22 protein-coding genes are annotated in these 26,749 nt (G+C 63.6%); 6 read left to right on the top strand and 16 right to left on the bottom strand.

Annotated features, from left to right (window positions below):
- Window positions 1-17 precede the first annotated feature (17 nt).
- The 3 genes from ACQKEN_RS12260 to ppnN form a co-directional block, all read right to left on the bottom strand.
- Window positions 18-4,853 carry an AvrE-family type 3 secretion system effector gene (locus ACQKEN_RS12260; RefSeq protein WP_427685750.1) on the bottom strand — a complete coding sequence of 1,612 codons (4,836 nt, stop codon included), beginning with the start codon at window positions 4,851-4,853 and terminating at the stop codon, window positions 18-20.
- A 79-nt stretch (window positions 4,854-4,932) separates the two neighbouring features.
- On the bottom strand, window positions 4,933-5,526 hold the full coding sequence (locus ACQKEN_RS12255) for an N-acetyltransferase family protein (protein WP_427685748.1): 594 nt from the start codon (window positions 5,524-5,526) through the stop codon (window positions 4,933-4,935).
- Between the two features lie 209 nt (window positions 5,527-5,735).
- On the bottom strand, window positions 5,736-7,109 hold the full coding sequence (gene ppnN, locus ACQKEN_RS12250) for a nucleotide 5'-monophosphate nucleosidase PpnN (protein ID WP_427685747.1): 1,374 nt from the start codon (window positions 7,107-7,109) through the stop codon (window positions 5,736-5,738).
- Window positions 7,110-7,309: 200 nt separating this feature from the next.
- Between ppnN and ACQKEN_RS12245 the strand changes: the two genes are divergently transcribed.
- Complete coding sequence (locus ACQKEN_RS12245) at window positions 7,310-7,837, top strand: sterol desaturase family protein (protein ID WP_427685779.1); 528 nt, start codon at window positions 7,310-7,312, stop codon at window positions 7,835-7,837.
- Window positions 7,838-7,968: 131 nt separating this feature from the next.
- Window positions 7,969-8,688, top strand: coding sequence for a dienelactone hydrolase family protein (locus ACQKEN_RS12240; protein ID WP_427685746.1), 720 nt, complete (start codon window positions 7,969-7,971; stop codon window positions 8,686-8,688).
- Window positions 8,689-8,709: 21 nt separating this feature from the next.
- Here the strand turns inward: ACQKEN_RS12240 and ACQKEN_RS12235 are convergent, their stop codons facing one another.
- From ACQKEN_RS12235 to ACQKEN_RS12215, 5 genes are all read right to left on the bottom strand, one after another.
- Window positions 8,710-9,429 carry an SDR family oxidoreductase gene (locus ACQKEN_RS12235; protein ID WP_427685744.1) on the bottom strand — a complete coding sequence of 240 codons (720 nt, stop codon included), beginning with the start codon at window positions 9,427-9,429 and terminating at the stop codon, window positions 8,710-8,712.
- 56 nt (window positions 9,430-9,485) lie between these two features.
- Complete coding sequence (locus ACQKEN_RS12230) at window positions 9,486-10,469, bottom strand: sugar-binding transcriptional regulator (RefSeq protein WP_427685742.1); 984 nt, start codon at window positions 10,467-10,469, stop codon at window positions 9,486-9,488.
- Window positions 10,470-10,505: 36 nt separating this feature from the next.
- Window positions 10,506-11,372 carry a carbohydrate ABC transporter permease gene (locus ACQKEN_RS12225; RefSeq protein ID WP_427685740.1) on the bottom strand — a complete coding sequence of 289 codons (867 nt, stop codon included), beginning with the start codon at window positions 11,370-11,372 and terminating at the stop codon, window positions 10,506-10,508.
- 1 nt (window position 11,373) lies between these two features.
- On the bottom strand, window positions 11,374-12,279 hold the full coding sequence (locus ACQKEN_RS12220) for a carbohydrate ABC transporter permease (protein WP_427685738.1): 906 nt from the start codon (window positions 12,277-12,279) through the stop codon (window positions 11,374-11,376).
- A gap of 140 nt (window positions 12,280-12,419) precedes the next feature.
- Complete coding sequence (locus ACQKEN_RS12215) at window positions 12,420-13,754, bottom strand: ABC transporter substrate-binding protein (RefSeq protein ID WP_427685736.1); 1,335 nt, start codon at window positions 13,752-13,754, stop codon at window positions 12,420-12,422.
- A 240-nt stretch (window positions 13,755-13,994) separates the two neighbouring features.
- On the opposite strand from ACQKEN_RS12215, the gene ACQKEN_RS12210 reads away from it, so the two are divergent.
- Window positions 13,995-15,146 carry an ABC transporter ATP-binding protein gene (locus ACQKEN_RS12210; protein ID WP_427685734.1) on the top strand — a complete coding sequence of 384 codons (1,152 nt, stop codon included), beginning with the start codon at window positions 13,995-13,997 and terminating at the stop codon, window positions 15,144-15,146.
- 42 nt (window positions 15,147-15,188) lie between these two features.
- Here the strand turns inward: ACQKEN_RS12210 and ACQKEN_RS12205 are convergent, their stop codons facing one another.
- Window positions 15,189-15,986 carry a CAP domain-containing protein gene (locus ACQKEN_RS12205; RefSeq protein WP_427685777.1) on the bottom strand — a complete coding sequence of 266 codons (798 nt, stop codon included), beginning with the start codon at window positions 15,984-15,986 and terminating at the stop codon, window positions 15,189-15,191.
- 322 nt (window positions 15,987-16,308) lie between these two features.
- Between ACQKEN_RS12205 and ACQKEN_RS12200 the strand changes: the two genes are divergently transcribed.
- The gene (locus tag ACQKEN_RS12200) at window positions 16,309-16,845 is read left to right on the top strand and encodes an N-acetyltransferase family protein (RefSeq protein WP_427685732.1); all 537 of its coding nucleotides are present in this window, start codon (window positions 16,309-16,311) and stop codon (window positions 16,843-16,845) included.
- Window positions 16,846-16,940: 95 nt separating this feature from the next.
- Here ACQKEN_RS12200 and ACQKEN_RS12195 read toward each other — a convergent pair whose 3' ends face one another.
- The 7 genes from ACQKEN_RS12195 to ACQKEN_RS12165 are packed head-to-tail and all read right to left on the bottom strand — an operon-like array spanning window position 16,941 to window position 23,576.
- Window positions 16,941-17,993, bottom strand: a complete 1,053-nt coding sequence (locus ACQKEN_RS12195) for an ABC transporter substrate-binding protein (protein WP_427685730.1) — start codon at window positions 17,991-17,993, stop codon at window positions 16,941-16,943.
- On the bottom strand, window positions 17,990-19,186 hold the full coding sequence (locus tag ACQKEN_RS12190) for an NAD(P)/FAD-dependent oxidoreductase (protein WP_427685728.1): 1,197 nt from the start codon (window positions 19,184-19,186) through the stop codon (window positions 17,990-17,992). Before ACQKEN_RS12190 ends, ACQKEN_RS12195 begins: the two co-directional genes overlap by 4 nt.
- The gene (locus ACQKEN_RS12185) at window positions 19,183-20,559 is read right to left on the bottom strand and encodes an FAD-dependent oxidoreductase (protein ID WP_427685726.1); all 1,377 of its coding nucleotides are present in this window, start codon (window positions 20,557-20,559) and stop codon (window positions 19,183-19,185) included. The genes ACQKEN_RS12190 and ACQKEN_RS12185 overlap by 4 nt, the downstream gene beginning before the upstream one ends.
- The gene (locus ACQKEN_RS12180) at window positions 20,556-20,846 is read right to left on the bottom strand and encodes a (2Fe-2S)-binding protein (protein ID WP_427685724.1); all 291 of its coding nucleotides are present in this window, start codon (window positions 20,844-20,846) and stop codon (window positions 20,556-20,558) included. The genes ACQKEN_RS12185 and ACQKEN_RS12180 overlap by 4 nt, the downstream gene beginning before the upstream one ends.
- A gap of 43 nt (window positions 20,847-20,889) precedes the next feature.
- The gene (locus tag ACQKEN_RS12175) at window positions 20,890-21,684 is read right to left on the bottom strand and encodes an ABC transporter permease (RefSeq protein WP_122535809.1); all 795 of its coding nucleotides are present in this window, start codon (window positions 21,682-21,684) and stop codon (window positions 20,890-20,892) included.
- A 3-nt stretch (window positions 21,685-21,687) separates the two neighbouring features.
- Window positions 21,688-22,551: an ABC transporter permease gene (locus ACQKEN_RS12170; RefSeq protein ID WP_427685721.1), complete on the bottom strand. Its 864-nt coding sequence runs from the start codon at window positions 22,549-22,551 to the stop codon at window positions 21,688-21,690.
- Complete coding sequence (locus ACQKEN_RS12165; RefSeq protein WP_427685719.1) at window positions 22,548-23,576, bottom strand: ABC transporter ATP-binding protein; 1,029 nt, start codon at window positions 23,574-23,576, stop codon at window positions 22,548-22,550. Before ACQKEN_RS12165 ends, ACQKEN_RS12170 begins: the two co-directional genes overlap by 4 nt.
- A 246-nt stretch (window positions 23,577-23,822) precedes the next feature.
- On the opposite strand from ACQKEN_RS12165, the gene ACQKEN_RS12160 reads away from it, so the two are divergent.
- Together ACQKEN_RS12160 and ACQKEN_RS12155 are read left to right on the top strand one after the other, a co-directional pair.
- Window positions 23,823-24,659: an IclR family transcriptional regulator gene (locus tag ACQKEN_RS12160; protein WP_427685717.1), complete on the top strand. Its 837-nt coding sequence runs from the start codon at window positions 23,823-23,825 to the stop codon at window positions 24,657-24,659.
- A gap of 267 nt (window positions 24,660-24,926) precedes the next feature.
- Window positions 24,927-26,546, top strand: a complete 1,620-nt coding sequence (locus ACQKEN_RS12155; RefSeq protein WP_427685716.1) for a methyl-accepting chemotaxis protein — start codon at window positions 24,927-24,929, stop codon at window positions 26,544-26,546.
- The last annotated feature ends 203 nt before the right edge of the window (window positions 26,547-26,749 follow it).

Below are 26,749 nucleotides of genomic sequence, written 5' to 3'. Positions count from 1 at the left end.
GGTTCAAGGGCAGCGGCCTAGCGGGGCCGGAAAGCGCCGTTGCTGGCCTGGCTCAGCTCGTGGGCGGACTGTGGATCGCCACGGTCGGCAATGTCGCCGTCGGCAGTGGCTTTTTTCGGGTTCGTCTGGTCCATGCCGTAGTCGAAAGTGACTTCCCCCATGAGGCGTTCGATGCTCAGGGCGCTGCCGCTCTTGTAGCTGACGAACGGGAACGGGGTGCCAAAGGAATCTTCTTTCGCGGCGGTCTTGAACACCGCGATGCTCTTGATGCGCAGATTGTTCTTGTCGCCGAGTATGTTCTTGAGCATCTCGTCGCTCAGGGTGCCGTTCAACGCGCCGTCTTCGATGAGCTGCTTGATGTCGTCGCGGACCTCAAGCTTGATTTCCGCGCGGGTAGTGCCTTTGGTGTCCTTCATCGCATCGAGCAGGCCCTTGAACTGCGGGTCGGCACTCATCATGTCGTGAATGCGCCGGGCGTTGCCTTCGTTGCAATCGCGGCCAAGCATCTGTTTCACGCGGTCGATCTGCCGCTTGGACGGCGCGGCCTGATCCAGGCGGTTGACGTTGTTGTGCTTGACCACCATGTCCATCAACGACATCAGGCTGGAGCCCTGGCTGGCAGCGGTGTTCTGCCGGTCGAGCTGGCGCAGGCTCTGACGCGCGGCATACTGGGCGTCGTTCTGGTCAGGCTGAGCTGTCTGGTATTTACGCTTGAGGTCCTGCAGCACCTGTTCGGGGTTCTTGCCCTCGGGCGACGGGTTTTTGCTCATGCCGGGGAAGGCTTTCTCCAGGCTTTCGCTCAGGGTTTTGACGTCGGCGTGCTGCAGCGGCAGGGCGTTCTTGAAGCGTACGTCGTAGGTCTTGCCGGTCTTGTTATCGAACGCCAGTGTCGCGCTGACCCCCAAGGGTGCGCCGCCGGCCACGAACAGGTTGTTCGGGCGCGAGGTAAAGACGGTGCTGAACATCCGTGCGTAGCCGGTCACCGAGCCTTTTTCCAGGAAACGCGCGCGGTTGCTGCTGTAGATGTCGGTGTGCAGACCGTCACTGCCGTGTCCCTCGGTGCGTTCCCGTTCGGCGCTCAGCAGTGACACGGTTCCCAGCAGACCCGCGCCGAAGCGCATGAAGCCGGCCACAGGTTCCGCATCGGTCTGGCCCTTGTTGGTACGGGATTCCAGATTGACCCCCGCATCCAGGTCGAACGCGTGCTTGCCGGTGGTGCGCACTTCCTTCTCGACGCCGCGATCCATCAGCTCCATGGGTTTGAGGCCTCCCTGTGCCGGGCGCTTGCTGCTGGCCAGTTGCGTCTGCATCAGGTCAGTCATGAATTCATCGATTTCGTCGTCGCGAATGAAAAAGCTCAGCGCCGTGCTGTTGGCATATTTGTACTTGGCATCCAGGCTGCCGCCGAACCAGCCGCCGTTGCTCTGGATATTGGCGTGGCTGTCGCCCGGCGTGGTTTTGGTGTCACTTTTGCCGCCACCAAATCCGAAGCTTCCCGTGCCGCTGATCGCGCCTTCGCGGCTCATCGACACTTTCAGGCCGCGGTCAAAGCGGGTGAAGGTCAGGCCGTAGGTACGTTCCGGGTCGATATTGCCGCGAAAGCCGAGGAACGCGGGCTCGGCTGGCCCCGCGACGCCACCGGTGATGCCGCCGCCGTAATTGCGGTTCAGCTTAAGGCTTTCGCGGGGTTCAAGATTCATCAGAGCCTCGGTCAGGGCGAGGGTGACATCGGCGTTATTGGGGCCGGCAGGGGTTTGCAGCCCCTGGAGCACGTTGCGCTTGAGCGGGTGATTGTCCTTGCGCAAGTGCTTGAGCAGGTTCTTGGTGGCGTCGTAGCTGGCTTCGAGGGAGGCGTGGTCACGGAAGCCCGCATCGGTGTAGCGCTTGACCGGGCTGCCTTCGTAAGCCTCGTTGTGCAAGGTGGCCAGCGCTGTGGCGATCGTGCCGAAGTCCTTGGCGCCCGGCTTCTTCACTTCATCGGCAAAGCCGTCGAGCGCCGAGCTAATGTCGTTGAGCACCTTGACGTCCAGCGCCAGGCGGGCGCGCAGCAGCGCCTGGTGATCGCCCTGGGTGCGCGATCCATCCAGCGGCGATTGGGTGTTGCGACGCGCCAGCGTGAACTGGGCATTCTGCAGCGTGGTGAGCAACTGCCCCACCTCGTGGGCGTTGTCGATACCGCTGTGGCGCAGGACGCTGGCCACGTCCGGCAGCATGTCATTGTTGCGCGGCTTGCCCCGGAAAGCCGGGTTGATCGCGCCGTTTTTCAGCAACGCGCCCTCGTCCTGGGCCAGCTCGCGGAGGGTCTTCTGCAGGTCCTCGGTCACGCTGGTCTGGAACCAGTTGAACAGCTCGGCCAGCTCGCTCGCTTCCGGGGACATCAGGCGGGGCGCCAGGTCTTCGATGCGCGCAGCCATGGGCCGCGCTGGTGTGCGAGCGGCCGTGCCAGTCGCCGCGCCAGTCGCCGTGGCCGCGCGGGTGTGCAGTTCGCGCAGCAGCGCGGTTTCTTCGGTGTAGATCGGCTTCAGGCCTTCGCGGCCTTTCCAGGCATGCTGGATGCTGTCGGCCGGCACCTTCGCCGCTCCGGTCAGCGAGAGATGGGAGGTCAGGTAGTTCTGGGTGAGGGACGCGGGGGCAAATTGCTTCGCCTTCATGCTCTCGACGTTGTTACTGCCCATGACGTTGACGGTGACCTTGGTCGTGCCTCTACGCAGGGTCTCGGGCTCGGCTGCCGCCAGCCGATTGAAGGCCGCATGGTCATTGCGCGGGGGTGGCGGTGCCGGTGTTGCGGCTTCCCATCCGACCGCGGTTTTGACGAATTCCCCCGCGCTGGTGGTGGCCAGCAAGCGTCCGTCATGGTTCGGGCGCAGGTCCTCCAGGGTGGCGTCCAGTGGGGTGTCGGGGCCCAGAACCGGGTGCCAGGTGCGCTGAGGATTCAGTTTTCGAGCATTCGCGTCATCGCCGGTCAGTTGAAACAGTGTGCCATCGCGCAGGGCAAACCAGTGCTTGCCACCGGTGCTGATCGCCTGGATATCGCCAGTGCCGGGCGGCTTTGGCAGCAGCGCGCGCTCGCCGTTCTGGTCGTGCAGGCGCAGTTCACCCTCGCTCAGGGTCATGAAGTTCTGATCGTTCTGCACGGCCAGTTTGTCGGCCACCAGATGCTCGGCACCGCGCATGGCGGTGCCCTTGGCTTCGGTGCCGCGACCTTGCAGGGCCAGGTCCGCGCCGCGACCCATGTCGTGGGCAGCGGCCTGGGGCGCCACTTTCAACTGTTTGAGCTTGCCGTCCTTGTCGATGAGGTAAGCGAAGCCGTCCTGGCCTGCCTGCAGCGCTTTGATGTCCTTTTCGGTGGTCTTCTTCCATTCCTCGGTGCGCGGGTCTTGCACCAGCAGGGTGTTGTCGTGGTGGGCGATTTTGCCCCGCGGCAGCTGGATCTGTGCGGCGGCGTCAGGGGCCAGGACCGGCAAGCCGTGCTGGCGGTCCATGACCAGCGGCGCCATGGACCAGCCGGGGACGAAGTCCTGTCTTTTGTCATCCCATGCGGCGCTGTGCTCCAGGCCTTGCTGATCCTTGACCCGGGCGTGCAGGACGTTTTTATCGTCGTGAAAGAAGTCGCTGACGGTGTGGTTGCCGAAGGCCGCCTGCAGGGTGCGCGAGGGTGGCGCTTCCTGCAGCGTGAGCTCGCCCGTGACGAACCTCGTTTCCTGCCGCTCGTTCACAGTCGGCATCGTCGCCTGCAGCAGTTTGCCCGACGCCGTCGTCGTCAGCAGACGCTGCCCCGCGATGGCCACCGATTTGGGTTTCATGGCCTCGTCGTTGTCAGTGCCGGTGGGCGCGATCAAGTGATGCGCATCGTGCACGCCCGGGCCCAGGGCATTGCGCTGTACCAGCAAGTGCTGCCCTTGAGTGTCTTCGCTGAGCGCCATCAACTCGCCGTCCGGCGAGCGTCCCAGCGCCGTGACCTTGTGCTCGAAAGGCAGCGGCGTGTTCAGATCATTCAGCGAGAACACGTTGCCTTCGTCGTTGAGGCCGAACAGCTGGCCGTCCCCGATGTTGTGCAGGGTTTTCAGCGTTGCGCCCTGGGTGTTCTCCTGCCATTGACCCCCTTGCAACGCGTACAGCTTATTTTCGTGGATCCGCCAGGCCGTGTTGCTGGCGTCTTTATGCACGCCGGTGATCTGCGCGCGATGGGCATCGGTGGGCAGCGCCACATGGGAGGCACTGTACGGTCGGTTGTCACTGCTCTTGAACAGAGAAATGGCCGTATCACTGGCATGGGCGTGCAGCAGCCGGTGCTGCGAATCGACCAGCAGGTACTCGGTTTTTTCCGCGTTTTGATTGAGCTCCGCAAGACCCTGATAACGCTGGTCGTGTTTGCTCAGAATGCCTTCGAGCAGGCGCTCGGTACGATTGGTCTGGCCGGGCGCGCCAAAGACCAGTTTTTGATTGTGCAGCGCCATGCTCAGCCGGGGTGTCAAGGCCATGGCTTGCGGCTGGGCTAGCCCGGGACCTGTTGGCGCCGGGCCGTTTGGCGGCACAGGCGCGTTCGCCTGTGGCGTGGCTGTTGCAGCTGCCGATGTTGATGCCGTCGCCGCAGTGGAGGCAAGCGCGGTCTGCGGGGTGTTTGCAGCCGCCGCGCTGCGGGGAATTGATGAGGCATCGCCCGGCCGGGCCTTGAACAGACCGCCTGCGAAGTGGCGGCTTTTCTGCAGCGTTGACCGGCTGGCAGTGGCCATCCGCGCCAGCACGTTTTTGCGCTGCGTGGGGCCCGCTGCGTTTCCTGTGGCTGCGGCAGGGTTCAGGTGGGTGGTGCCGACATTGGTGGTCTGGCCACGTAAGACTGGAGGTAAAGCCATGCTGACGCCGTCCGTGCAAGTGAGTGCTTTGCAGGGTGAGTGGCATCAGGGGGCAGGTGGTTCCCGATTTCCGAAAAGATCAGGCAGGCCCGTCAGTGGGCTTGCGCCGGGGCCGGGAGATGACCGACTCGATATTCTTGCGTCCGATCAGCAACGGGCTTTTGGCTTTGCGCGAGGCCGGCATGTCGGCCAGCCATTTGTACATCACCAGACAATCCACCAGCCCGAGCCGGGCATGGCGGTAAGCGCGGGGCAGACGGCCGACGATCTCGAAACCGAGCTTCTGCCAGAGCGCGACGGCGACGTCGTTGGTGGCCACTACGGAGTTGAACTGCATGGCCGAGAAGCCGCTGTCCAGCGCCAACTGCTGGGAGTGCTCGCACATCAGGCGCGCGACGCCACGACCCCGCGCGGCCGGGGTGACCATGTAGCCGCAGTTGCTGACATGGCTGCCGGGGCCTGCGGCGTTGGCCTTGAGGTAATAGCTGCCCAGCAGCACGCCGTCTTCTTCGGCGATCAACGTGTGCAGCGGGTATTCCAGCCACAGGTGCCGGGCTTGTTCGAAGGTCAGGTCGGGGGCGTAGGCGTAGGTTTCCTGCGCCAGCACCACGGCCTGGAAGGTGGGCCAGAAGACCGCGAAGTCGTCGGCGGTCATGGGGCGGATGTGGATCATGGGGCGATTCCGGAATTCGGGGGGAGATGCAGGTCTTAAGAACAATGTGGTTCATGTGGGAGTGACCGGGTGGCGCTCCACCTTGCTCACGAAGGCGGTTTCACTACCGCCAGATATGCGTTGGCCGATCAGGCCTCTTCGCGAGCAAGCTCACTCCCACAGGGTGGTGCGGTGTGGCGCCTGAAGTATGACCACAGGCGGATACAGCGTTATGAAACCACCCGATAACACGGCACATAGGCCGCGCCGCCCGGCAGCTTCATCCGGTGCTGCTCGACGAAGGCCTGCAACAGCTTGTCCAGCGGCTGCATCACCTCGGCGTCACCGTGGATTTCATACGGGCCGTGTTCCTCGATCAGGCGAATGCCCTTGTCCTTGACGTTGCCCGCCACAATCCCGGAAAACGCCCGGCGCAGGTTCGCCGCCAGTTCGTGGGGCGGCAGGTCGCGGCGCAGTTGCAGGCTGGCCATGTTGGCGTGGGTCGGGTCGAACGGACGCTGGAAGCTCTCTTCGATCTTCAGCAGCCAGTTGAAGTGGAACGCGTCGGCGCGGTCACGGCGGAACTGGCGCACCGACGCCAGGCCAAGGGTCATCTGCCGCGCCACTTCCGACGGGTTGTCGATGATGATCTGGTAATGCTTGTGGGCTTCTTCGCCCAAGGTCGCGCTGACGAACGCGTGCAATTGCTCCAGGTACGGCGCGGTGCTTTTCGGGCCGGTCAGGATGACCGGGAACGGCAACTCCTGGTTGTCCGGGTGCATGAGGATGCCGAGCAGGTAGAGAAACTCCTCCGCGGTGCCTGCGCCACCCGGGAAAATGATGATGCCGTGGCCGACGCGCACGAAGGCTTCCAGGCGCTTTTCGATGTCCGGCAGGATCACCAGTTCGTTGACGATCGGGTTCGGCGCTTCGGCGGCGATGATGCCCGGCTCGGTCAGGCCCAGGTAACGGCCGCCGGTGATGCGCTGCTTGGCGTGGGCAATGGTCGCGCCCTTCATCGGGCCTTTCATCACGCCCGGGCCGCAACCGGTGCAGATGTCCAGCTTGCGCAGGCCCAGTTCATGGCCGACTTTCTTGGTGTATTTGTATTCTTCGGTGTTGATGGAGTGGCCGCCCCAGCACACCACCATCTTCGGTTCCACGCCGGGGCGCAGGGTGCGGGCGTTGCGCAGCAGGTGGAACACGTAATCGGTGATGCCCTGGGAGCTGCTCAGGTCGATGCGCTGGCTGTCGAGCTCGCTCTCGGTGTAGACGATGTCGCGCAGGGCGCTGAAGAGCATTTCCCGGGTGCTGGCGATCATCTCGCCGTCAACGAAGGCGTCGGCCGGGGCGTTCAGCAGTTCGAGGCGCACGCCACGGTCCTGCTGGTGAATGCGCACTTCGAAGTCCTGGTAGGCCTCTAAAATGGTTTTCGCGTTATCGACATGGGCGCCGGTGTTAAGGATGGCCAGGGCGCACTGGCGGAACAGGGTGTAAATGCTGCCGGAGCCTGCGGCGCTGAGCTGCTGGACTTCACGTTGCGACAGTGTTTCCAGGCTGCCCTTGGGGCTGACCGAAGCGTTGATGACGTGTCTTGGAGCCATTCTTGATTCCTTGAAAGCGGTGCCGGGCGCCGCGAGGGGGCAGGGCACGAATACAGTAAGCGTTCGAGACGCTCACCCATGGGGCCATTTTTTACATCGGTTGGTCAGGAAAGCAAACGTTGTGAGCGCGAATCTGGAAATTTCCCGTGACCCCGGTATGCTGCACGGCGACGTCCAGACCCATCGGCCCTCCCGACGCTATGATCTTCAACTTCACGATTTTTCTCCTCACCCTTGTCGCCATGGAAGGGGTCGGCTTTCTCGCCCACAAGTACGTGATGCACGGCTGGGGCTGGTGCCTGCACAAGTCCCACCATGAAGAACAGCTCGGCGCGTTCGAAACCAACGATGTTTATCTGCTGGCCCTGGCCATGGTGGCGATTGCGCTGATCGTCGCCGGCAACAGCGGCCATGACCCGTTGCAATGGGTGGGCGCCGGCGTTTCGGCGTTCGGCTTGATTTACGTGCTGGTTCACGACGGCATGGTCCATCGCCACTGGCCTGCGCGACCCCGGCCGCGCAGTCGCTACCTCAAACGCCTCTACCACGCGCATTTGATGCACCACGCGGTCAAAGGCCGACGCAACAGCGTGTCGTTTGGCTTCCTTTATGCGCCCTCGGCCGCCACGCTGAAAAAGCAGCTGCGCGAACATCGCTCGGCCCCCCGTGACGAGCGTTGCCGAGACATCCCCGGCGCTGCCCTGGGCACGGATCTGCAGAACGGTTGAACGGGGTCCACGCCGAACCTGTCATTAATTTCATGCGCGTCGCGCTGTTCAGCGTCGCGTTGCTGTCGTAGAACTGACGGTCAGTCGTCTCACGCTGTCAATCCAACCGAATTTCTTCTCCGGAGAACCCCATGACTCACGCATCGACACAGGCAACGGGCAAGACCATCACGTTCAAACGCCCGGACGGCAAAGAGTTGAGTGGTTACCTGGCCAGCCCGGCCAAGACCGAAGGCGCACCCGCCGTGGTAGTGATTCAGGAATGGTGGGGCCTCAATGATCAGATCCGTGGCGTGGCCGATCGTCTTGCGGCGTGCGGTTATCTGGCGCTCGTGCCTGATCTGTACCGTGGTGAAATGACGGTCGAGGAAGAAGAAGCCCACCACCTGATGGATAAACTCGACTTCGCCGACGCCGCCACCCAGGACATTCGTGGTGCCGTGCAATACCTCAAGGGCCACAGCCAGAAAGTCGGTGTCACCGGGTTTTGCATGGGCGGCGCGCTGACCCTGCTGGCACTCAACTTCATCCCCGAGCTGTCCGCCGGCGTGGTGTTCTACGGCATGCCGCCGCTGGAGTTCCTCGACCCTGCGGCGATCAAGGTGCCGGTGCAGGCGCACTGGGGCACCCAGGATGAATTCTTCCCGGCGGAGGGCGTCGATCAGCTGGAAGCCAAACTCAGCGAAGGCGGCGTCGACCTGGAATTCCACCGCTACCTGGCCCACCACGCCTTCGCCAACGAAGAAGCCGTAGGACCTGGCCGGATTCCGGGCACGCAATACGATCCGGTCTGGGCGCAGTTGGCCATGGACCGCACGCTGACCTTCTTTGGCCGCACCTTGTGGGGCTGAGCCAGGCCTTAGGCGCGGGCATCAGCCTGCGCTGAAACCGCCGTCCACGGTCAGGGTCACGCCGTTGATCATGCCGGCGTCGTCGCTGAGCAGAAAGGCGATGGTCGCGGCGATTTCCCCGGGCTGTACGAAACGGCCCAGGGGAATGCGCGACAGCATCGCGCCGGCCTTGACCGGGTCGCTCCAGGCCTTGTCCGCCATCGGCGTCAGCGTCACCACCGGATTCACGCTGTTGACCCGAATGCCGTGGGGGCCAAGTTCGACGGCCATTACCCGGGTCATGGCATCCAGCGCGGCTTTCGACGCGCAGTAGGCCAGATGGTCCGGGGTGCCGACCGCTGCGGCCAGGCTTGAGACGTTGACGATGGCGCCCGGTACGCCGCGATCAATCAGGTCGCGGGCCACGATTTGCGCCACGACCATGGGCGCCCGGGTGTTCACCGCCATCAAGTGATCGAAGGTCTCGACCGAGGTGTCGAGAAAAGACTCGAGTTCAACCACTCCAGCGCAGTTGACCAGCAGATCGATGGGCAACACCGAGGTCACGGCCGCGCGGGTCGCGTTGACGTCGGCCAGGTCCGCTAGCGCTGAGTGCGCGCAGTAGGCCAGATCTTCAGCATTGCGCCCCATGGCGATGACTTGGGCGCCGCAGCGCTCCAGCCACTGCACGGTTTCCCGGCCAATCCCTTTCCCCGCGCCGGTGACCAGAATCCGTTTGCCGTTAAAGTCATGATGGGCCATCGCGATCGCTCCAGAAGGGAAGGTAGGACCGGCTTTAGCCGGGAATCCGGCAGTCGTCATAATGGGTTGTCATCGAGCAGTTGCCGCGCCGCGCTTTCATCGATGACCAGTTCATGGACGAAATTGCGCAGCAGCACCGCGCGAATGATGTCGGCCTTGTACGGCCCGCCGGAAACCAGCACGACCTTCTTGATCCGCCGCAGGTCTTCGAGGTCCAGCGAGACCGCACGCCGATTCAGCGGGTGATTGACTTCGATGCCGTCGCGGTCCAGCCAGCGGCCGAGCAGATCGCCCACGGCACCGGCGGCACGCAGCGAGCGCGCGTCCTCATCGTTGACCAGGCCCAGTTCCAGCATGAGTGAGCGCTCGCTCAAGTCACCGACGGTGAGCAACGCCAGGTCGGCCTGCCGCGCCTTGCCGAGCACGGCTTGCACCGAGGCTTCTTCGAGGTACATGTCGCGGTATTGCTCCGAAGGTGCGAACACCGGCGCGGCGAGGTAGTACCAGGAGCCGCCGAACAGCCCGGCAAAACTCGAGGCGATCTCCACGGTGTTGTTGGCCGAGCCGTAATGCAGGCCGCCGAGCAGCGACAGCACGGTCAGGTTCGGCAGCGCCCGTGCCGAGAGTTCCCGCACCGCCTGGCGCAGTGTGCGGCCCCAGCCCACGGCGACGATGCTGCCGTCGACGAGGTATTGCTCGATGCTTGGCGCGATGCCGACGCCGAGCACACGGAAGATGCTCGACGGGTCATCCGGCGAGGGCACGACGGTCACGCGACGCAGGCCGAAGCGGTCCTGCAGACGCTCTTCCAGTTCGATGCACGCGGCCAGCGGCGAGGTGATGCGGATCTGCACCACACCGGTTTCGCGGCACGTCGCCAGGGCCTTGTTGACCCGCACGCGGGTGATGCCCAGCCGGTCGGCGATCTGCTGCTGGGTCATGTTGTTGACGTAATAGGACCAGGCGATGCGGATGTTGAACTGATCCTCGGCGTTCACCGGTTCGGTGATGGCGGTGGTGTCCGGGTGATGGTTTTGCACGGCGGTGTCCTTACTGTGGCCGGTAAAGCGGGGCGTCTATTTCACGGCGCCCATGGTCAGCCCTTGTACCAGATGCTTGGATACCATCAGCGCGAAAATAATCACCGGGAACACGATCAGTGTGCCGGTGGCCATGATCTCGCCCCAGGGCAAGTCGTAGCCGCTCATGAAGCTGGTGGCGGTCACCGGCGCGGTCCGGGCGGTATTGCGCGTCAGCACCAGGGCATAGAGCAGCTCGTTCCAGGAAAAGATGAACGAAAAGATCGCCGACACCGCCACCCCCGGCATCGCCAGGGGCAGGGCGATGCGCCAGAAGATGGTGAAGCGGGACGCTCCCGACAGCCGCGCGGCTTCGTCCAGGTCCTTCGGCACGCCGCGAAACTGGTCGGTGCAGATCCACACGACGATGGGCAGGTTGAAGGTCAGGTAGATCAGGATCAGCACCAGATGGGTGTCGATCAGGCCCATGTTGCGCGCCATCAGAAAGATCGGCAGTGCCACGACGATGGGGCTGAGCATGCGGTTGGTGATGAACCAGAACCAGAGGTCTTCCTTGCCCTTGAATTCGAACCGCGCCAGCGCGTAAGCCGCCGGTGTACCGAGGCCGACAGCGAGCACCGTGGTGCAGACCGCGACGATCAGCGAGTTGCCCAGGCTGTGCAACACGTCGCGCTCGAACAGCACTTTCACGTAGTTATCCAGGTGCGGCGTGAACGCCCAGATCGGCGGCGAGGCAAGGGCCTCTGCCTGGGTCTTGAGGCTGGTGGCGACCATCCAGTAGAACGGAAACACCGCGAACAGGAAGATGGCCAGCAGGCCGACCAGGTGCCAGCCATTGACGCTGGCCCGTGGGCGAACGAAGGCTGGGGTGGCCGGGGTTTTCGCAGTCGCAACGGTGGCCATGTCAGATCTCCCGATAAACGAATTTGATGTACAGCCGGGCCAGTACGATGGTCAGGATCAGCATGAGGATCGCCTGCGCCGACGCGACGCCCTGATCGAACACCCGAAAGCCGATACGCTGGATGTACACGCTGACCAGTTCGGTCGCCGCGCCGGGCCCGCCGCGGGTCATGGTGAACACGGTGTCGAACATCTTGAGGATGTCGGCGGTGCGCAGAATCAGAATCACCGTCGCGCTGGGCAACAGAAACGGCAGCTGCACGTAACGCACGATCTGCCAGCGGCTGCGGGTTTCCAGGCGCGCGGCCTCTTCGATTTCATTGGGGACCATGGTCAGCCCCGCCAGCAGCACCAGCGCGCAGAAGGGCGTCCACTGCCAGATGTCCATCAGCGCCACGGCAATGAACGCGTTGGTGGTGTCGCCCAGCCATTCGACCGGCCCGGCATTGACCCATGAGAGCAGGGCGTTGGCCACCCCGAAATCGCGGTTGAAGATCAGCCGGCCAATCAGCCCGGCCACGGCGGGCGCGGTGGCCAGCGGGATGACCAGGCTCATGCGCGCCAGCAGTTTGAACCCGGACAGGCCGGGCTTGTGCAGCATCAGCGCGATGATCAGCCCCAGCGCCAGCTGGATCGGCACCACGGTGATGAGAAACAGGCCGGTTCGCCCCAGTGCGGCCCAGAACGAGGCGTCATTGAGCACATTGAGGTAGTTGTCGAAGCCGATGAAGGGCGTCGCGTCTTTTGGCCGTGCCAGGTTGTACTGGCGGAACGAGTTGACCAGCGCGAACACCGTCGGAAAGATGCCGATCAGCGCCAGGGCAACGGTGGCCGGCGCGAGAAAGGCAAAGGCCGCGCGGGTGTTGTTCCACAGGGTCGGGAAGGGTGGTTTTTTCTTGTGGGTCATGGGGGTGAGTCTCGAGTCGATCAGGGACAGACGGCCGAGCCCCTGTAGGAGCGCGCTTGCCCGCGATTGCGGTATGTCAGACCTGGACATGTCGCAGACACATTGCAATCGCGGGCAAGCGCGCTCCTACAGGTGGGGTATTACTTCAATAGCTTCGCTTTGCCGTCGTAATACCCGGCCTTCTTCAGAATCTCCTCCATCCTGCTGCCAATTGCCTTGGCGCCGGCTTCCACACTGGTTTTGCCGAGCATGATCGCCGTGCCGTTTTCGCCGACCACTTCGGAAATCTCCGGCCATTGCGGGAAACGAGGGCGGTAGTCAGGCACGCCGCCTTCCCACGAGGTCACCATCGGCAGCACGAACGGGTATTTTTTCTGCACGTCGGCGTCCTTGTACACCGACATGCGCCCGCTCACGCCACCGGCATCCAGGTACGGCCGGGCCATGGCTTCGGACGTGACCCATTGAATGAACAGCCACGCTGCCGCTTTTTGCTTGTCGTCGGACTTGGCGTTCACGCCCAGAGAGAAACCACCCAGTGCCGGCTTCAGACCGGCCGGGCCTTTGGGTTCGGTGGCCACCGCGAGGCAATCGGTGATCTTTGATTTGGTCGGGTCGGCGAGAGTGCCGTAGAAAGCCGACCATTCGGTGATCATCGCCACTTTGCCCTGGGCGAGGGCGTTGACTGCTTCGTTGTGGTCGTAGTCGACGATGCCCGGCGGCATGTACTTCATCAGGTCCTGCCGGAATTGCAGGCCTTGCTGGGACGCCTTGGAATTGAGATTGGATTTGAACTTGTCGTCCAGCAGCGAGCCGCCGAACGGCCAGAGGAAGCGCACGAAGCTGTCCGCCGATTGCGTCTCACCCCGTCGCGATTGCAGGGCGTAGGCGTAGCGGTCCTTGGTCTTGTCGGTGAGCTTGGGCGCGTAGTCCTTGAGCAGTTCGTCCCACGTGGCCGGCGGCTTGTCGAAACCGGCATCCTTGAGCATGCACTTGTTGTAGAACAGCAGCCCGGAGTAGTTATCGAACGGCAGGCCGTAGGTCTGTTTGTCCCAACTGCCGAACGACTCCAGCAGAATCGGGAAGAAGCCTTCCAGCTTGAGGTCCGGGTCGGCGAGCTTCGCGTCCTGGGTAAAGGTGGTGACCGGTTCAAGCCAGCCGTTGCCGGCGAATTCGCCGATCCACACCACGTCCGTCAGCACGACGTCGAGCTGCTCACCGGAGGTGAAACTCAACACCTCGCGTTCGCGGCTATTCTCGTAAGGGACGGTTTCGTAGCTGACCTTGATACCGGTTTTCTTTTCGAACTCCGGCAGCAGTTTGATGGCGGCGGCGTAACCGGGACGGTCGAGGAAAATCGCCTTGATTTCGGTGCCTTTGTACGGTGCGGCGGCCTCTTCCAGCGTCCAGGCCTGCGCGGCGCCGGAACCCAGCGCGATCGACAGGGCGAGGGCATTCCAAACCAGCTTCTTCATTTACGTGACCTCATTATTGTTGTGGGTGAGGGTTACGCGGGGCAGATGTGTCGCAGTGTCATGGGGTGAAGCGATCGGTTCTGCGTTCAGTGCACAGGGTGGATAACCGACACGGGCGGGTTCCTTGACATTTGTAATTTCCGAATTACAAATGATCGTAGGACAAAATACATTGCTGTCAAATCACTGCACCGTTGCGGTAAAAGATGCCCAAACAACAATAATTCAGGGGATACGATTTTGACTGAGCTCAGTTTGAGTGGCGTCGAGAAAGCCTATGGCGAGATCAAGGTCTTGCATGACATCCACCTGAGCATCGAGAGCCGCGAGTTCGTGGTCTTCGTCGGGCCTTCGGGCTGCGGCAAGTCCACCTTGCTGCGCTGCATCGCGGGCCTGGAGAGCATCACCCAGGGCCAGATTCGCATTGGCGCTCGCGATGTGACCTACCTGGAGCCCGCCGATCGTGGCGTGGCCATGGTGTTCCAGTCCTACGCGCTGTACCCGCACATGTCGGTCTACGACAACATCGCCTTCGGGCTGAAAATGCAAAAGACCCCCAAAGACCAGATCGAAGCCAAGGTGCGCAATGTCGCGCGCATCTTGCAGCTCGAACCGCTGCTCGACCGCAAGCCCAAGGCCCTGTCCGGCGGGCAGCGTCAGCGCGTTGCCATCGGCCGCGCCATCGTCCATGAGCCGGAAGTGTTTCTGTTCGACGAACCGCTTTCCAACCTCGATGCCTCCCTGCGCGTGCAGATGCGCATCGAAATCGCCAAGCTGCACGCCGACCTGCAGGCGACCATGGTCTACGTGACCCATGACCAGGTCGAAGCCATGACCCTGGCTGACAAGATTGTGGTGCTCAACAAGGGCGGCATCGAGCAGGTGGGGTCGCCACTGGAGCTGTATCACCATCCATGCAACCGTTTCGTCGCGGGCTTCATCGGCTCGCCGCAGATGAGTTTTCTGCCGGTCACGGCGGTCGCCGTCAGTGCAGAAGGCGTCCAGGTCAGCCTGCCGGGCGGCGAGTTGTTATGGGTTCCGGTGACGGGCGAGCAGGTGAAGGCGGGTGAGTCATTGACCCTGGGCCTGCGTCCAGAGCACCTGTCGGATCGGGGCGACGGCGATGCGCAGATTCCGGTGAAAACCCTGGTGGTCGAGCATTTGGGCGGCGAGACGTTTACCCACGCGCAAACCGACGAGGGCCATGATCTGATGGTCAAGGGCGAGGGGATGTCGGCGGTCAAGGCGGGGCAATTGCTGCGCGTCGGTGTGCAGGGCCATCGTTGCCATCTGTTCGATGAACAGGGCCAGGCGCTGGCCCATCGACGGCATTACACGCAGGCGGACACTGAACCGCAGGAGGTGCCGGGGTCGGCGACGCTTTCGGGCTAACAAGCGTACGCCGGTGCCAGGTCCGTTAGCGAGGTGGCAGGTTTACTGCACCCCGAACATCGCCGTCCAGTAAATGCCGGCGTCGCTTTTCGGGTCGGTGGCGTAAGCCGCGCCCAGGTCATGAAACTGCGGGTTCATGAGGTTGGCGCAATGGCCGGGGCTGGCGAGCCAGCCTTCGACCACCTTGCGCGCATTGTCCTGCCCGGCGGCAATGTTCTCGCCGATCTGCTGGCCGATATACCCGGCCAGCTCCGCGCGATCCCCCGGCGTCCCGCCGTTGCGACCTTTGTGGTCAAAATAATTGTTGTTGGCCATGGAGCGCGAATGGCTTTCGGCTGCGCTCATCAGGGTGTCGTTCCACACCAGCGGCGCGGCGGCGGAAAACGACTGAGCGCCACACTGCTGCGGTTGCTTGCGCGCTTCATTGATCAGCCCCAGTAGTTTCTGGCCCTCGGCCTGGGCATTCCCCAACCCGCCTGCCAGCAGCGGGCGCGCCAGTACGATGCGCCAGTCGCGGTCGTTGCGGCTGACGCCGATGTCGACGAACTGCGGGTTGAGCACCACCTGACAAAAACTTTCCTGAATCGCCGTCATGGCCGATTGCGCGTCGCGAGGGCCCGAGAGGGTGATCGCCTGGACGCTGACCATCGGATACGACGCCCGGGCCAGCATCGGCTGCAGATCCACCGTGCCACTGGCCGGCAGGTTCAGGCGCGGGTCCATGTTGAGCGGTGGCAGCTCGGTCGACGCCACATTGGCGCAAGGCTGGGCCTGGCTGCGGTAGGTATTGATGGACTGGATCAGCTGCGTTTCTTCGCTGGCCGCGGCCGTCCCTGCCATCAGCAGCGCCAGGGGCACAACAGCGAGACACTGGATGAATGATCTGAAACGCATGGAAATCTCCCTCGAACTGACGCGCCCACGGTGCGCGATTTTACCTGTCGCGAAATAGTCTGAGCCGCACAAACCGTGGAGGTTGCAGCGATGAGCAGTGTTTTTGCAATAGCCGGCGTGAAAACCCGGTATTTCACCGCGTGCTGCGCGCCGATGCGTGACCGAACGTGTGCCAACGGAGAGGGTGTCTGTTTATTCCGGGCGCGGGCGGTAGTCGTCACGCGGGCTGACACACATAATCAGCCCTCAACCCTGCAGCGTGACTTCGATGACCACCACCATTCAGCGACTGACCCCGGAATATGCCTCCGCTTACCGAGCCCTGATGCTCGAAGCGTACGCCCTTCATCCTGATGCGTTTACCTCCGACGTCGGCGAGCGTGAGGCCTTGCCGATCAGTTGGTGGGAGAAGCGGCTCGTGGTTGGGCCTGACGCGACGGAGGTGGTGTTCGGCGCCGTTGAAGACGGGAACGTGCTGGGGGTTGCCGGCCTTTCCGTTGAAAGCAGGAAGAAAGCTCGCCATAAATCCACGTTGTTCGGGATGTACGTTCCCCACGCGCATCGGGGGAAAGGTGTCGGGCATGAACTGGTCAGCAGCGTATTGGCCTATGCCCGCAGCCAGCCACAGCTGCTGCTTGTCCAGTTGACCGTGACCGAAGGCAATCGCGGCGCGCAGGACTTGTATGAGCGGATGGGGTTTGTCCCTTTTGGTGTCGAGCCGTACGCGGTGGCGGTGGGAGATCAGTACGTGTCGAAGGTGCACATGTGGTGTGATTTGCGACGCTCCGGGTCAGAGACCGGCTAAAGCCGGTCCCACTGTTGGATCGCGGTCGGTTAGTGGGACCGCGGTCCCACAGGCTCCGACGCTTTGCCGGCCAAGCGGTCCAACTTAAATCACTCCTATCGCTCGATCGAGCGGCTCCAGCGGGCGTTCCATTCCGGGCGGACCTGGTTGACCTGATCCCAGTCGATGGTCACGGCGGTTTCCAGGTAATTGTTCATCGCTTCCACCTGACCGCGGGTCTTGTCGGTGGTCGGGGTTTTCGGGTTGGACGGGATCTGGTCGCCCATCTCCAGGGCCGGGGCCTGGGCTTCCGGGGTCAGGAGGAAGGCCGCGAGCTTCTGGGCCAGTTCCGGCTGGTCGTTGTTGGCAATGGTGCATTCGGCCACGTTCAACACCACACCGCCTTCCTTCGGCGGCGCGTATTCCACCGGTACGCCCTTGAGCTTGAGCGCGGTCACCTGGGTCGGCGTCAGCGGGAACAGCGCTGCTTCGCCGGTCTGCACCATCTCCGAGATCTTCGCCGAGCTGGCGATGTACTCAAGCACGTTCGGCCCCACGGTCTTCGGCCACGCCTTGAAACCCGGCTCGACGTTGGTTTCGTTGCCGCCCTGCAACCGGTTGAACATCAGAAAACCGTGCAGCCCGAAGGTGGAGGAGGCCAGCGACTGAAACACCAGCTTCTCCTTGTACTTGGGGTCCGCCATGTCGGCCCAGGACGTCGGCGCGCTCCAGCCATTGTCTTTGAACATCTTGGTGTTGTAGGCAAGCCCCGTGACACCGAGGCTCACGGCCACCGCTTCTTCCTTGATCTTGCCCTTGGCCGGAATGTCCGCCAGGCTCGCGCTCGGACTCAGCTTGCCGCACAGGCCCATGGAAATGGCCCGGTACATGATCCCGTCGTCGAGGAACATCACGTGCATCTGCGGATTGTCCTTGCTGGCCTGGGCCTTGGCGAGGATGTCCGAGGACGTACCCGGCACGATCACCACCTTGACGTTGTTGGCCTTCTCGAATGCCGGCAACACGTTGTCGGCGTACAAGCGCTCCATGGTGCCGCCGTTCATGCCCAGGTACAGCGTCGGTTCGGCCTGTGCGGGCATCGACGCAAGAACAGCAGCGAGCGGCAGGCAATACAAGCCGGTCACGGCAACACGTTTCATGTGAGTCATGGGTTTGACCTTCCTCTGAGCAATGGAATGACGTTATCGGTGCCGGACGGCACGACGATGGCGGGCGATGAAGTGTGCGGTTGCGAGTGAAAGCGGGTGATCGAGAACGGGCTCAGATCGATGTTCGACGCCCCGACGCAGACCCTCTGCGCCAACGCCTCGCCCGCCGCCGGACCGATCTGAAAGCCCGATCCGGCAAAGCCGAAGCCGTGCAGCAAGCCGGGTTGGGTGGAACTGGCCCCCAGCACCGGCTCGCGGTCGGGCAGATAACCTTCGGTGCCGCTCCAGGTGCGAATGGCCTGGGCACCGGCCAGCGGCGGGTACAGTTCAACGGCGTTGCGCAGGATCTCCAGAATCGCCGCCTGACCGGGACGCGCGGTGGCCGGGTCCAGCGGGAAACCCTGGCCGCCGCCCAGCACGCAATTGCCCCGCGCCACCTGCCGCGCATAAATGCCGCCGCCCTCCACGCCGGTGCTGACGTCCATGAACATCGGCAGCGGTTCGGTCACCAGCATCGCCGGGTGACCGGCGCGCATCGGCACCGGCTCACCGAACTGCTGGGCCAGTTGAGCGGCCCAGGCGCCGGCGCAATTGAGCAGCCAGGGCGCGCGGAAGCTCAGGCCGCTGGCGGTTCTCACCCGAAAAGACTGCCCGTCGTGGGCGACGTCGCTGACGTGGGCCTGCTCGAACGTCTGCGCACCGGCGCGGCGTGCGGCAGCGGCAAACGCGGGGGAGACAAGGCGCGGATTGGCATGGCCGTCGTCGGCGCATAGCGAAGCGCCCACCGCCACATCACCTGCCCAAGGGAAGCGGGCACGCAACTGAGCGTGATCAAGCAGTTGCAATTCCATGCCGAACCCGCGCGACGCCTCCTCATACGCGGCCAGCGCTGCCATGTCCTTGTCGCTGCGGGCCAGCTTGAGATGCCCGGAGCGCACGTATTCACCGTCGGTGCCGATGAACGCGCGCAGGTCCCCCCAGATTTCATGGGCGCGGCGGGACAGCGGCAGCTGCGACAGCGGACGGCCCTGACGCCGCACGCCGCCGTAGTTCACACCACTCGAATGCGAACCGAAGAAGTCCCGCTCCAGCAACGCCACCCGTTTGCCGCTCAGGGCGAGAAACAGCGCCGCCGACGCACCGACAATCCCGCCGCCAATCACCACCGCGTCCACTTCTACGGGCAGGCTCATTGTTCTGCCTCCACGCCAAACGGCAGCGGCTTGATCGGCGCCTGCCCGCGCAAACGACCGACGCTGGCGATGTCCCGCCCCGACGCCTGAGCGACGATTTCCGTGGCGGCCAGGCCGCACATGCGCCCCTGACAGCGGCCCATGCCGACCCGGCACATGGCCTTGACCCGGTTGATCTCCCAATGACCGTCGGCCACGGTTTGACGGATGTCGCCGGCGGTTACTTCCTCGCAGCGGCACACCGTAAGGCTGTCCGGCGCCTTGGCTGCCCAGTCCTCGGGGAAAGGGAACGCGGTTTCCAGTCCCTGGCGAAACCGCTGGATGGCTTCCAGTTGTCGTTGCAATTCGATGCTGCGGGCGCGGTCGATGCGGTAGCCGATGTCGCCGAGCAAGGTCAGCGCCGCCAGTTCGCCAGCCATTTCGGCGGCATCGGCGCCCATGATCCCGGCGCCATCGCCGGCCAGATAAACCCCCTCGACGCTGCTGCGGCCGGCGGTATCGCGGGTGGGCAGCCAGGCGCGATTCAATGGGCTCCAGGCAAATTCGCAGCCGAGCAGATCGGCCAGTTGGGTTTCACTGCGCAGGGCGTGGGCGAAGGCGACGGCGTCACAGGCGAGGTTTTTCCGTTGTTGGCCCTGTTGCCAACTGACCCCGCTGACCCGCCGCTCGCCCTGAATGTCATGCAGATGAACGCCCTGGTGCACCGGTACACCGTGGGCCGTCAGCCAGGCGCGGTAATAAAGTCCTTTGACCAGCGTCGACGGCTGCCCGAGCAGCGCGGGCAGGGCGCGGGTCTGGGCGGAGAAGGGCGAGCTGTCGAGCACCGCCGCCACCGTCGCGCCGGCCTTGGCGTATTGATACGCCACCAGATACAGCAGCGGTCCGCTGCCGGCGAAGACCACCCGCTGACCGATGGCGCAGCCCTGAAACTTCAGCGCGATCTGTGCCGCGCCGAGGCTGTAGACGCCGGGCAACGTCCAGCCCGGCACCGGCAGGATGCGGTCGGTGGCGCCGGTGGCCACGATCAGGTGCTTGAAAGGCACCTGCGCGGCGCGGCCATTGCGCAGGGTGTCGAGGGTGCGTGCTTCGGCGTTCCACACCAGCGTCTCGGGGCGGTAGTCGATCTCGCTCTGTAACTGATCGAGGGTGGCGTGAACCGACTCGGCTTTGCCTGCTTCGAAACCGTAGAGGGCCTTGGCCGAGCGCTTGAAGTTCTCCGGCTGGCGACGATAGACCTGACCGCCGCCGCGCAGGCTTTCATCCAGCAGACAAGGGCGCAGGCCATGGGCAAGCAGCGTCTGCGCCGCACGAATCCCGGCCGGTCCAGCGCCAACGATGACGGTACTCATGGCTTGAAGAGGCGGCGCGGTCATAGGCTGCGCCCCGGCTCGCGACTCACACAAACATCGGCTTCCAGCAGCGTCGAGCAGGCGCGGACCCGGCGACCGTCGCCCAGTTTCACCCAGCAGTCCTGGCACGCGCCCATCAGGCAGAAACCCGCACGGGGTTCGCCGCTGAAGTCGCTGCCGCGCAAGGAGTCCTCAGCGGTCAGCACCGCCGTCAGCAAGGTATCGCCCTGCAAACCGCTGGTCGGCTGACCGTCGAGGGTGAAGGGGATGACGGCGCGGTCGCGTTCGGCGAGTCGTCTCAGCAACGCCATGGCGCGCCCTCCATGAAGCAAAGGTGGGTGAACTGAACAGTCATCAATGCCTCCCCACCAGCACACGGTCCAGGCCATACACCCGGTCGAGAATGATCATGGTCGCCGCCGTCAGGGCGATGACCAGCGCCGATACCGCCGCCATCATCGGGTCGATGGATTCGGTGGCGTACACGTACATGCGCACCGGCAGGGTCTGGGTCGAGGGCGAGGTGACGAAGATCGACAGCGTGACTTCGTCGAAGCTGTTGATGAACGCCAGCAGCCAGCCACCGGCCACGCCGGGCAGGATCATTGGCAAGGTGATCAGGCGAAACAGCGTGAAGCGGCTGGCACCCAGGGATTCAGCCGCTTGCTCGGCGCTTCGGTCCATGCCGATGGAAGCAGCGATCACTAGGCGCAATACGTAGGGAGTGATTACTACCACGTGGGCGAACATCAGCCAGACGAAACTGCCGTTCACCCCCATGAGCGCGAACAGGCGCAGCATCGCCACCCCCAGCACCAGATGGGGAATGATGATCGGCGACAGGAACAGGCCGTTGAGAAAATCCCGGCCAGGAAAGCGGTAGCGGGTAATTGCCAGCGCCGCCGGCACCGCGATCAACGTCGCCAGGGTCGCCGCGACCACCGCCAGAATCAGGCTGTTGTAGAAGGACTGAATGAAGTCGGCGCGCTCGAACACCGCCCTGAACCAGCGCAGGGAAAACCCGTGCCACGGCAGGCTGAGGGTGTTTTCCGGGGTGAAGGCCACCAGGCACACCACCACCAGCGGCGCCAGCATGAAGATCACCACCAGGGCATGAAACGACAGGGCCAGAGGACCGTTCTTGGACATGGCTCATTCCCCCAGGGATTTTTTGTAGCGGCCTTCGACCAGCCGGTTCCACGACAGCATGACCAACAGGTTGATCAGCAGCAGCGCCACGGCAATCGCCGCGCCCATGGGCCAGTTGAGTTCCGAGAGGTATTGGTCGTAGACGACGGTGGCGACCATCTTCAGCCGCCTCCCGCCGAGCAGTCCGGGGATGGCAAACGAGCTCGCGGACAGGCCGAAAACGATCAACGTGCCCGACAGCACGCCCGGCATCACCTGGGGCAACACCACCATCCTCATCACTTGCGCCTGGGTCGCACCGAGGGACAGCGCGGCCTGCTCGGCGGAGGCGTCGAGCTTCTGCAGCGAGGTCCACACCGGGATGATCATGAACGGCAGCATCACGTGGACCAGCGCCAGAATCACCGCGAACGGCGTGTAGAGCATCTTGATCGGACGCCCGCCGAGGGCCTGGATCGCCTGATTGATCAGACCGTCGGCGCCCAGCAACAGGCTCCAGCCGAACGCCCGCACCACCACCGAAATCAGCAGCGGCGTGAGGATCAGGATCAGGAAAATCGAACGCCACGGGGTGCCCATGCGGCTGAGGATGTAGGCCTCGGGCACGCCGATCACCACACAGAGCAGGGTCACCAGGGCGCTGATCCAGAAGGTCCGCAGGAATATTTCGTAAAAGTACGAATCGGTGAGCAGATTGGCGTACTGGGCCAGCGTCCATTCACCGCTTTTGACTCCGACTTCGTAGTCGAACACGTTGAATGACAGCACCAGCGTCAACGCCAATGGCAGCAACAGCAGTCCGAAAAACAGCGCCAGTGCCGGGGCCGACAGCAAGTAGCCGCGTCCGGTGTCGCGCAGCACACTCATGCCCGCACCTCATCGACGCTCAATACGCGCAGCAGCTCCGACGGCCAGTCCAGCCCCACCGCGAAGCCTTCGTTCATCGGCGCGTCACCATCGTTGCGGCGCACCACGGTGATTTCGCCGATGGGCGTTTCGATGCGGTACAGCCACTGGCTGCCGAGGAAGTAGCGCATGACCACGCGCCCCTGCAGGCGGCCGGTCCCTGCAGGCACCAGGTCGATTTTCTCGGGGCGCAGGCTCAGCACCAGCTCGCCGTCGCCGGGCTCATGACGCACCTGAGCTGCGCCGCTGGCATCGACGTCGCCGCGCAGCAGATTGGCCTTGCCGACGAAGCCTGAGATGAAGCGCGTGCGCGGGTGTTCGTAGAGGTGGTACGGCTCGTCGATCTGGGTGATGCGCCCGGCCTGCATGACCACGACGCGATCGCTGATGGACAGCGCTTCGGCCTGGTCGTGGGTGACCATCAACGTGGTGATGCCGACTTCGCGCTGGATGCGGCGGATTTCGAATTGCATCTCTTCGCGCAGGTTGGCGTCGAGGTTGGACAGCGGCTCGTCCAGCAGCAGCACCGGCGGCTCGATCACCAGCGCGCGGGCCAGGGCCACCCGCTGACGCTGTCCGCCGGACAGCTCGCGGGGGTAACGCTCGGCATGGGGCGTGAGGCGCACCAGCTCCAGCACGCGGGAGACGCGGCGCTCGATGTCGGCGGCGGAGACTTTGCGCATTTTCAGGCCAAAGGCGACGTTGTCGCGCACGGTCATGTGCGGGAACAGCGCGTACGACTGAAAGACCACGCCGAGGCCGCGACTGGCCGGTTTGGCGTGGGTGATGTCGCGGCCGTCCAGCAGGATGCGGCCGGCGCTGACATCAACGAAGCCGGCAATCATTTGCAGGGTGGTGGTTTTGCCGCAGCCGGAGGGGCCGAGCAGGGAGACGAATTCGCCTTGCTCCACGGAAAGGTCAGTGGCCACGACCGCATCGACGGGGCCGTAGCGCTTGCACAGTGCCTGGAGTTGAAGAAAAGCCATGGCTGCGTTCCACCTTTTTTCGTGCACACCGAAGGCGTGCGTTTTTTATGGGCAGATGCGAAGAGAAGTGCTGCGTGTGGCCGTGGACGCTGGCGCTCGATCGGTGTCGGCTGCCGCTGTTATTCAAATCGCCCTGTGGACCGATCCTAGGCCCAAGACTAGGATGCGCTCAACGAGCAATTTCATTGAGTGAGTAGTTTTTTCCGATTCATTCATTCAGCGAAAAGAAATAGGGGCTGGTGCTAAATGGATTCCACTGAGCGGAAGACGGGTAAGAAAGAAACGGGCGTTGGCGCAGTCTCTCGCCTGTTCGCAGTGCTGCGGGCGCTGGGCGATTGTCCGGACGGTAGCGAACGGGTGACGCAACTGGCGCAGCAGGTCGGGCTGTCGCAGCCGACCACCCACCGCCTCCTGCGCAGCCTGATGGATGAGGGCATGGTCGAGCAGGATGTGCGCAGCAAACGCTATCGACTGAGCCTGGAGTTCTTCGCCCTGGCAGCGCGCGCCGGGCAGTCCGGCAACTTGCGGGACGTGGTGCGGCCGAGCCTGTTGCGCCTGTCGGCCTCGTTGGGGGACTCGTTGTTTCTGCTGGCCCGCAGCGGTTTCGATGCGGTGTGCCTTGACCGCAGCGAAGGGCCGTACCCGATCCGCACCTTCACCGGCGACATTGGCGGCCGCGTGGCGCTGGGCGTCGGGCAGGGCAGTCTGGCGATCCTGGCGTTTCTGCCGGAAGAAGAGCGTGAAACGGTGATCCGCTACAACCTGCCGCGCCTGCGGGATTTTCACCTCTATGACGAAGTGATGCTGCGTTCGGAAATCGACACCGTCCGGCGTACCGGCTACGCCGCGCGCAACACCGGCGTGCTGGAAGGCATGGCAGGGCTGGCGGTGCCGATTCTCGACCGTGATGGCCGGGCGGTGGCGGCGTTGAGCGTGGCGACCATCAGTGACCGCCTCAGTGCAGACCGCATGCCCACCGTGGTGGACATGCTCAAGCGCGAGGCCACGGCGATCAGCCAGAAGATCAATCCATTCGATCCGGTGTTGCGCAGGCCCTCCCAGGTGTTCGGTCAGCGGGAATGATCACTGCGTTATGCCTATTCATCCGAATGCTGCTCGACACGTTTAGACAGCCGTTTGATTGGGCTGAAGGCCTCGCCGCTGGTGCTGTTCAGCCGTCCGTCGGATCCGCCGGGCCGCCCTTCAAGAAGCCCTGCGCGGGGTCGAATCACTCTGTGCAGGCGCCTCGTTTTCGGACCGCTCCGACGCGATGGCACAGGGATGTGGCAAGCCGCAAAAAAACTCCGGGTGATCCTCGGAGCAGGTTGTCCTCCCTTTTGAGATCCTCGTATGTCGAAATCCCTGAGATCGCAGATCCTCGCGCTGCTCAGCGGCAGCCTTGTGCTGGTCGTGCTGATTGCCCTCGCGTGTTTCCAGTTCCTGTCCAGCAACGTTCACGCCTATCGCGGGCTGCTTGAAGGGCCGTTGCACGCCTCGCAACTGGTCGATCAGGCCAACCTGCAATTCAAGGTTCAGGTGCAGGAGTGGAAGAACGTGCTGTTGCGGGGCAAGCAGCCAGCCGATCGCGACAAGTTCTGGGCGCAGTTCGAAGACCAGGAACGTCAGGTGCAGGACACCCTCGGCAGCCTGAGTGCAATGGACGGGCTGGACTCGGCGACCAAAACCCAGGTTGATGCGCTGCGCAATGAGCACCGCACCCTCGGCGTGGCCTACCGCAAAGGTCGTGACGCTTACATCGCCTCCGGCGGTGACCCGGTCGCCGGTGACATGGCCGTCAAAGGCGTTGACCGTGCCGCCAGCGAGCAGATGACCGGCCTGGTCGCCGGCCTGCGCAAACAGAGTGACGAGCAATCGAAAATCCTCAGCAGCACGGCTGACCGGACCATTCTCATCGGCACGCTGGTCATGCTCGCCTCGGCGTTGCTGGTGGGCGTGCTGACCCTGTGGGTGGTCAACCGCAACATCGTCGCCCCGATCCGTATGCTGATCGAATACGTCGCGCAATTGAGTCAGGGCAAGTTCAGTGACCGCGTCAGCATCACCCGCCAGGACGAGCTGGGCCGTCTGGCCGTCGCGGCGAATACGCTGCGGGATTTCCTCGCCGACACCTTTACGCGCCTCAAGCGCAGCACCACCGACCTGGACAGTGCCGGCGGCGAGTTGAAAGCGATTGCCGCGCTGATGGCCCAGGGCACCCACGAGCAGTTCGAGCGCACCGACCAGGTGGCGACGGCTATGACCGAAATGTCCGCCACCGCCCAGGAGGTCGCCCGCCATGCGGCTCAGGCCGCCCAGGCTGCTGACGAAGCGGATCGCAGTTCCCAGGAAGGCAGCAAGGTGATGGGCGCAACGATCACAGCGATCACCCAGATGCGCACCGAGATCAGCAACACCGCCAACGTCATTCGTCGTCTGGAAACCGACAGCGGGCGGATCGGGAAGGTGCTCGAAGTGATTCGCGGCATCGCCGAGCAGACCAACCTGCTGGCGCTGAACGCGGCCATCGAAGCGGCCCGTGCCGGCGATGCCGGGCGCGGTTTTGCGGTGGTCGCCGACGAAGTGCGCACGCTGGCCCAGCGCACGGCGGCCTCGACGGCGGAAATCAACCAGATCATCAACTCGGTGCAAACCGGTGCCGTGGATGCGGCCCAGGCGATTGAAAGCGGGCAGGCACGCAGCCAGGAAAGCGTTGATCAGGTGGCGCTGGCAGGCTCTTCGCTGGAACGCATTACCAGCGCCGTGGAAGCCATCCGCGACATGAACCGCCAGATTGCTACGGCGGCGGAAGAGCAGACGTCAGTGGCCGAAGACATCTCCCGCAACCTGACTGAAATCACCGCCATCGCCACCACCAACCAGGACAACGTCAAGCGCACCCAGACCGCGAGTCAGGACCTGAGTGTGTTGTCGGCGGGGTTGAATGATGTGATTTCGCGGTTGAGTGCGTAGCGCTCAACCACGTTGTCACTGCTGAAGCGCGCTCTTACAGGTTCGTGCGGGTTCTCACCATCCGGGTCGGACGCAGATCAACTGTAGGAGCAATCGGAGGTTACGACGGTCGCGAATGCGGTGGGTCTGTCACACCACCATTGCCTGACCCAACGCATTCGCCAGCAAGCCGGCTCCTACTGAGATCGCGTCGTGCGGTCACC

This window comes from Pseudomonas sp. NPDC078416 (assembly GCF_050268485.1).
Lineage (GTDB): Bacteria > Pseudomonadota > Gammaproteobacteria > Pseudomonadales > Pseudomonadaceae > Aquipseudomonas.
The sequence above is the reverse complement of the archived record's forward strand: the minus strand, read 5'-3'. Positions and strand labels throughout refer to the sequence as shown.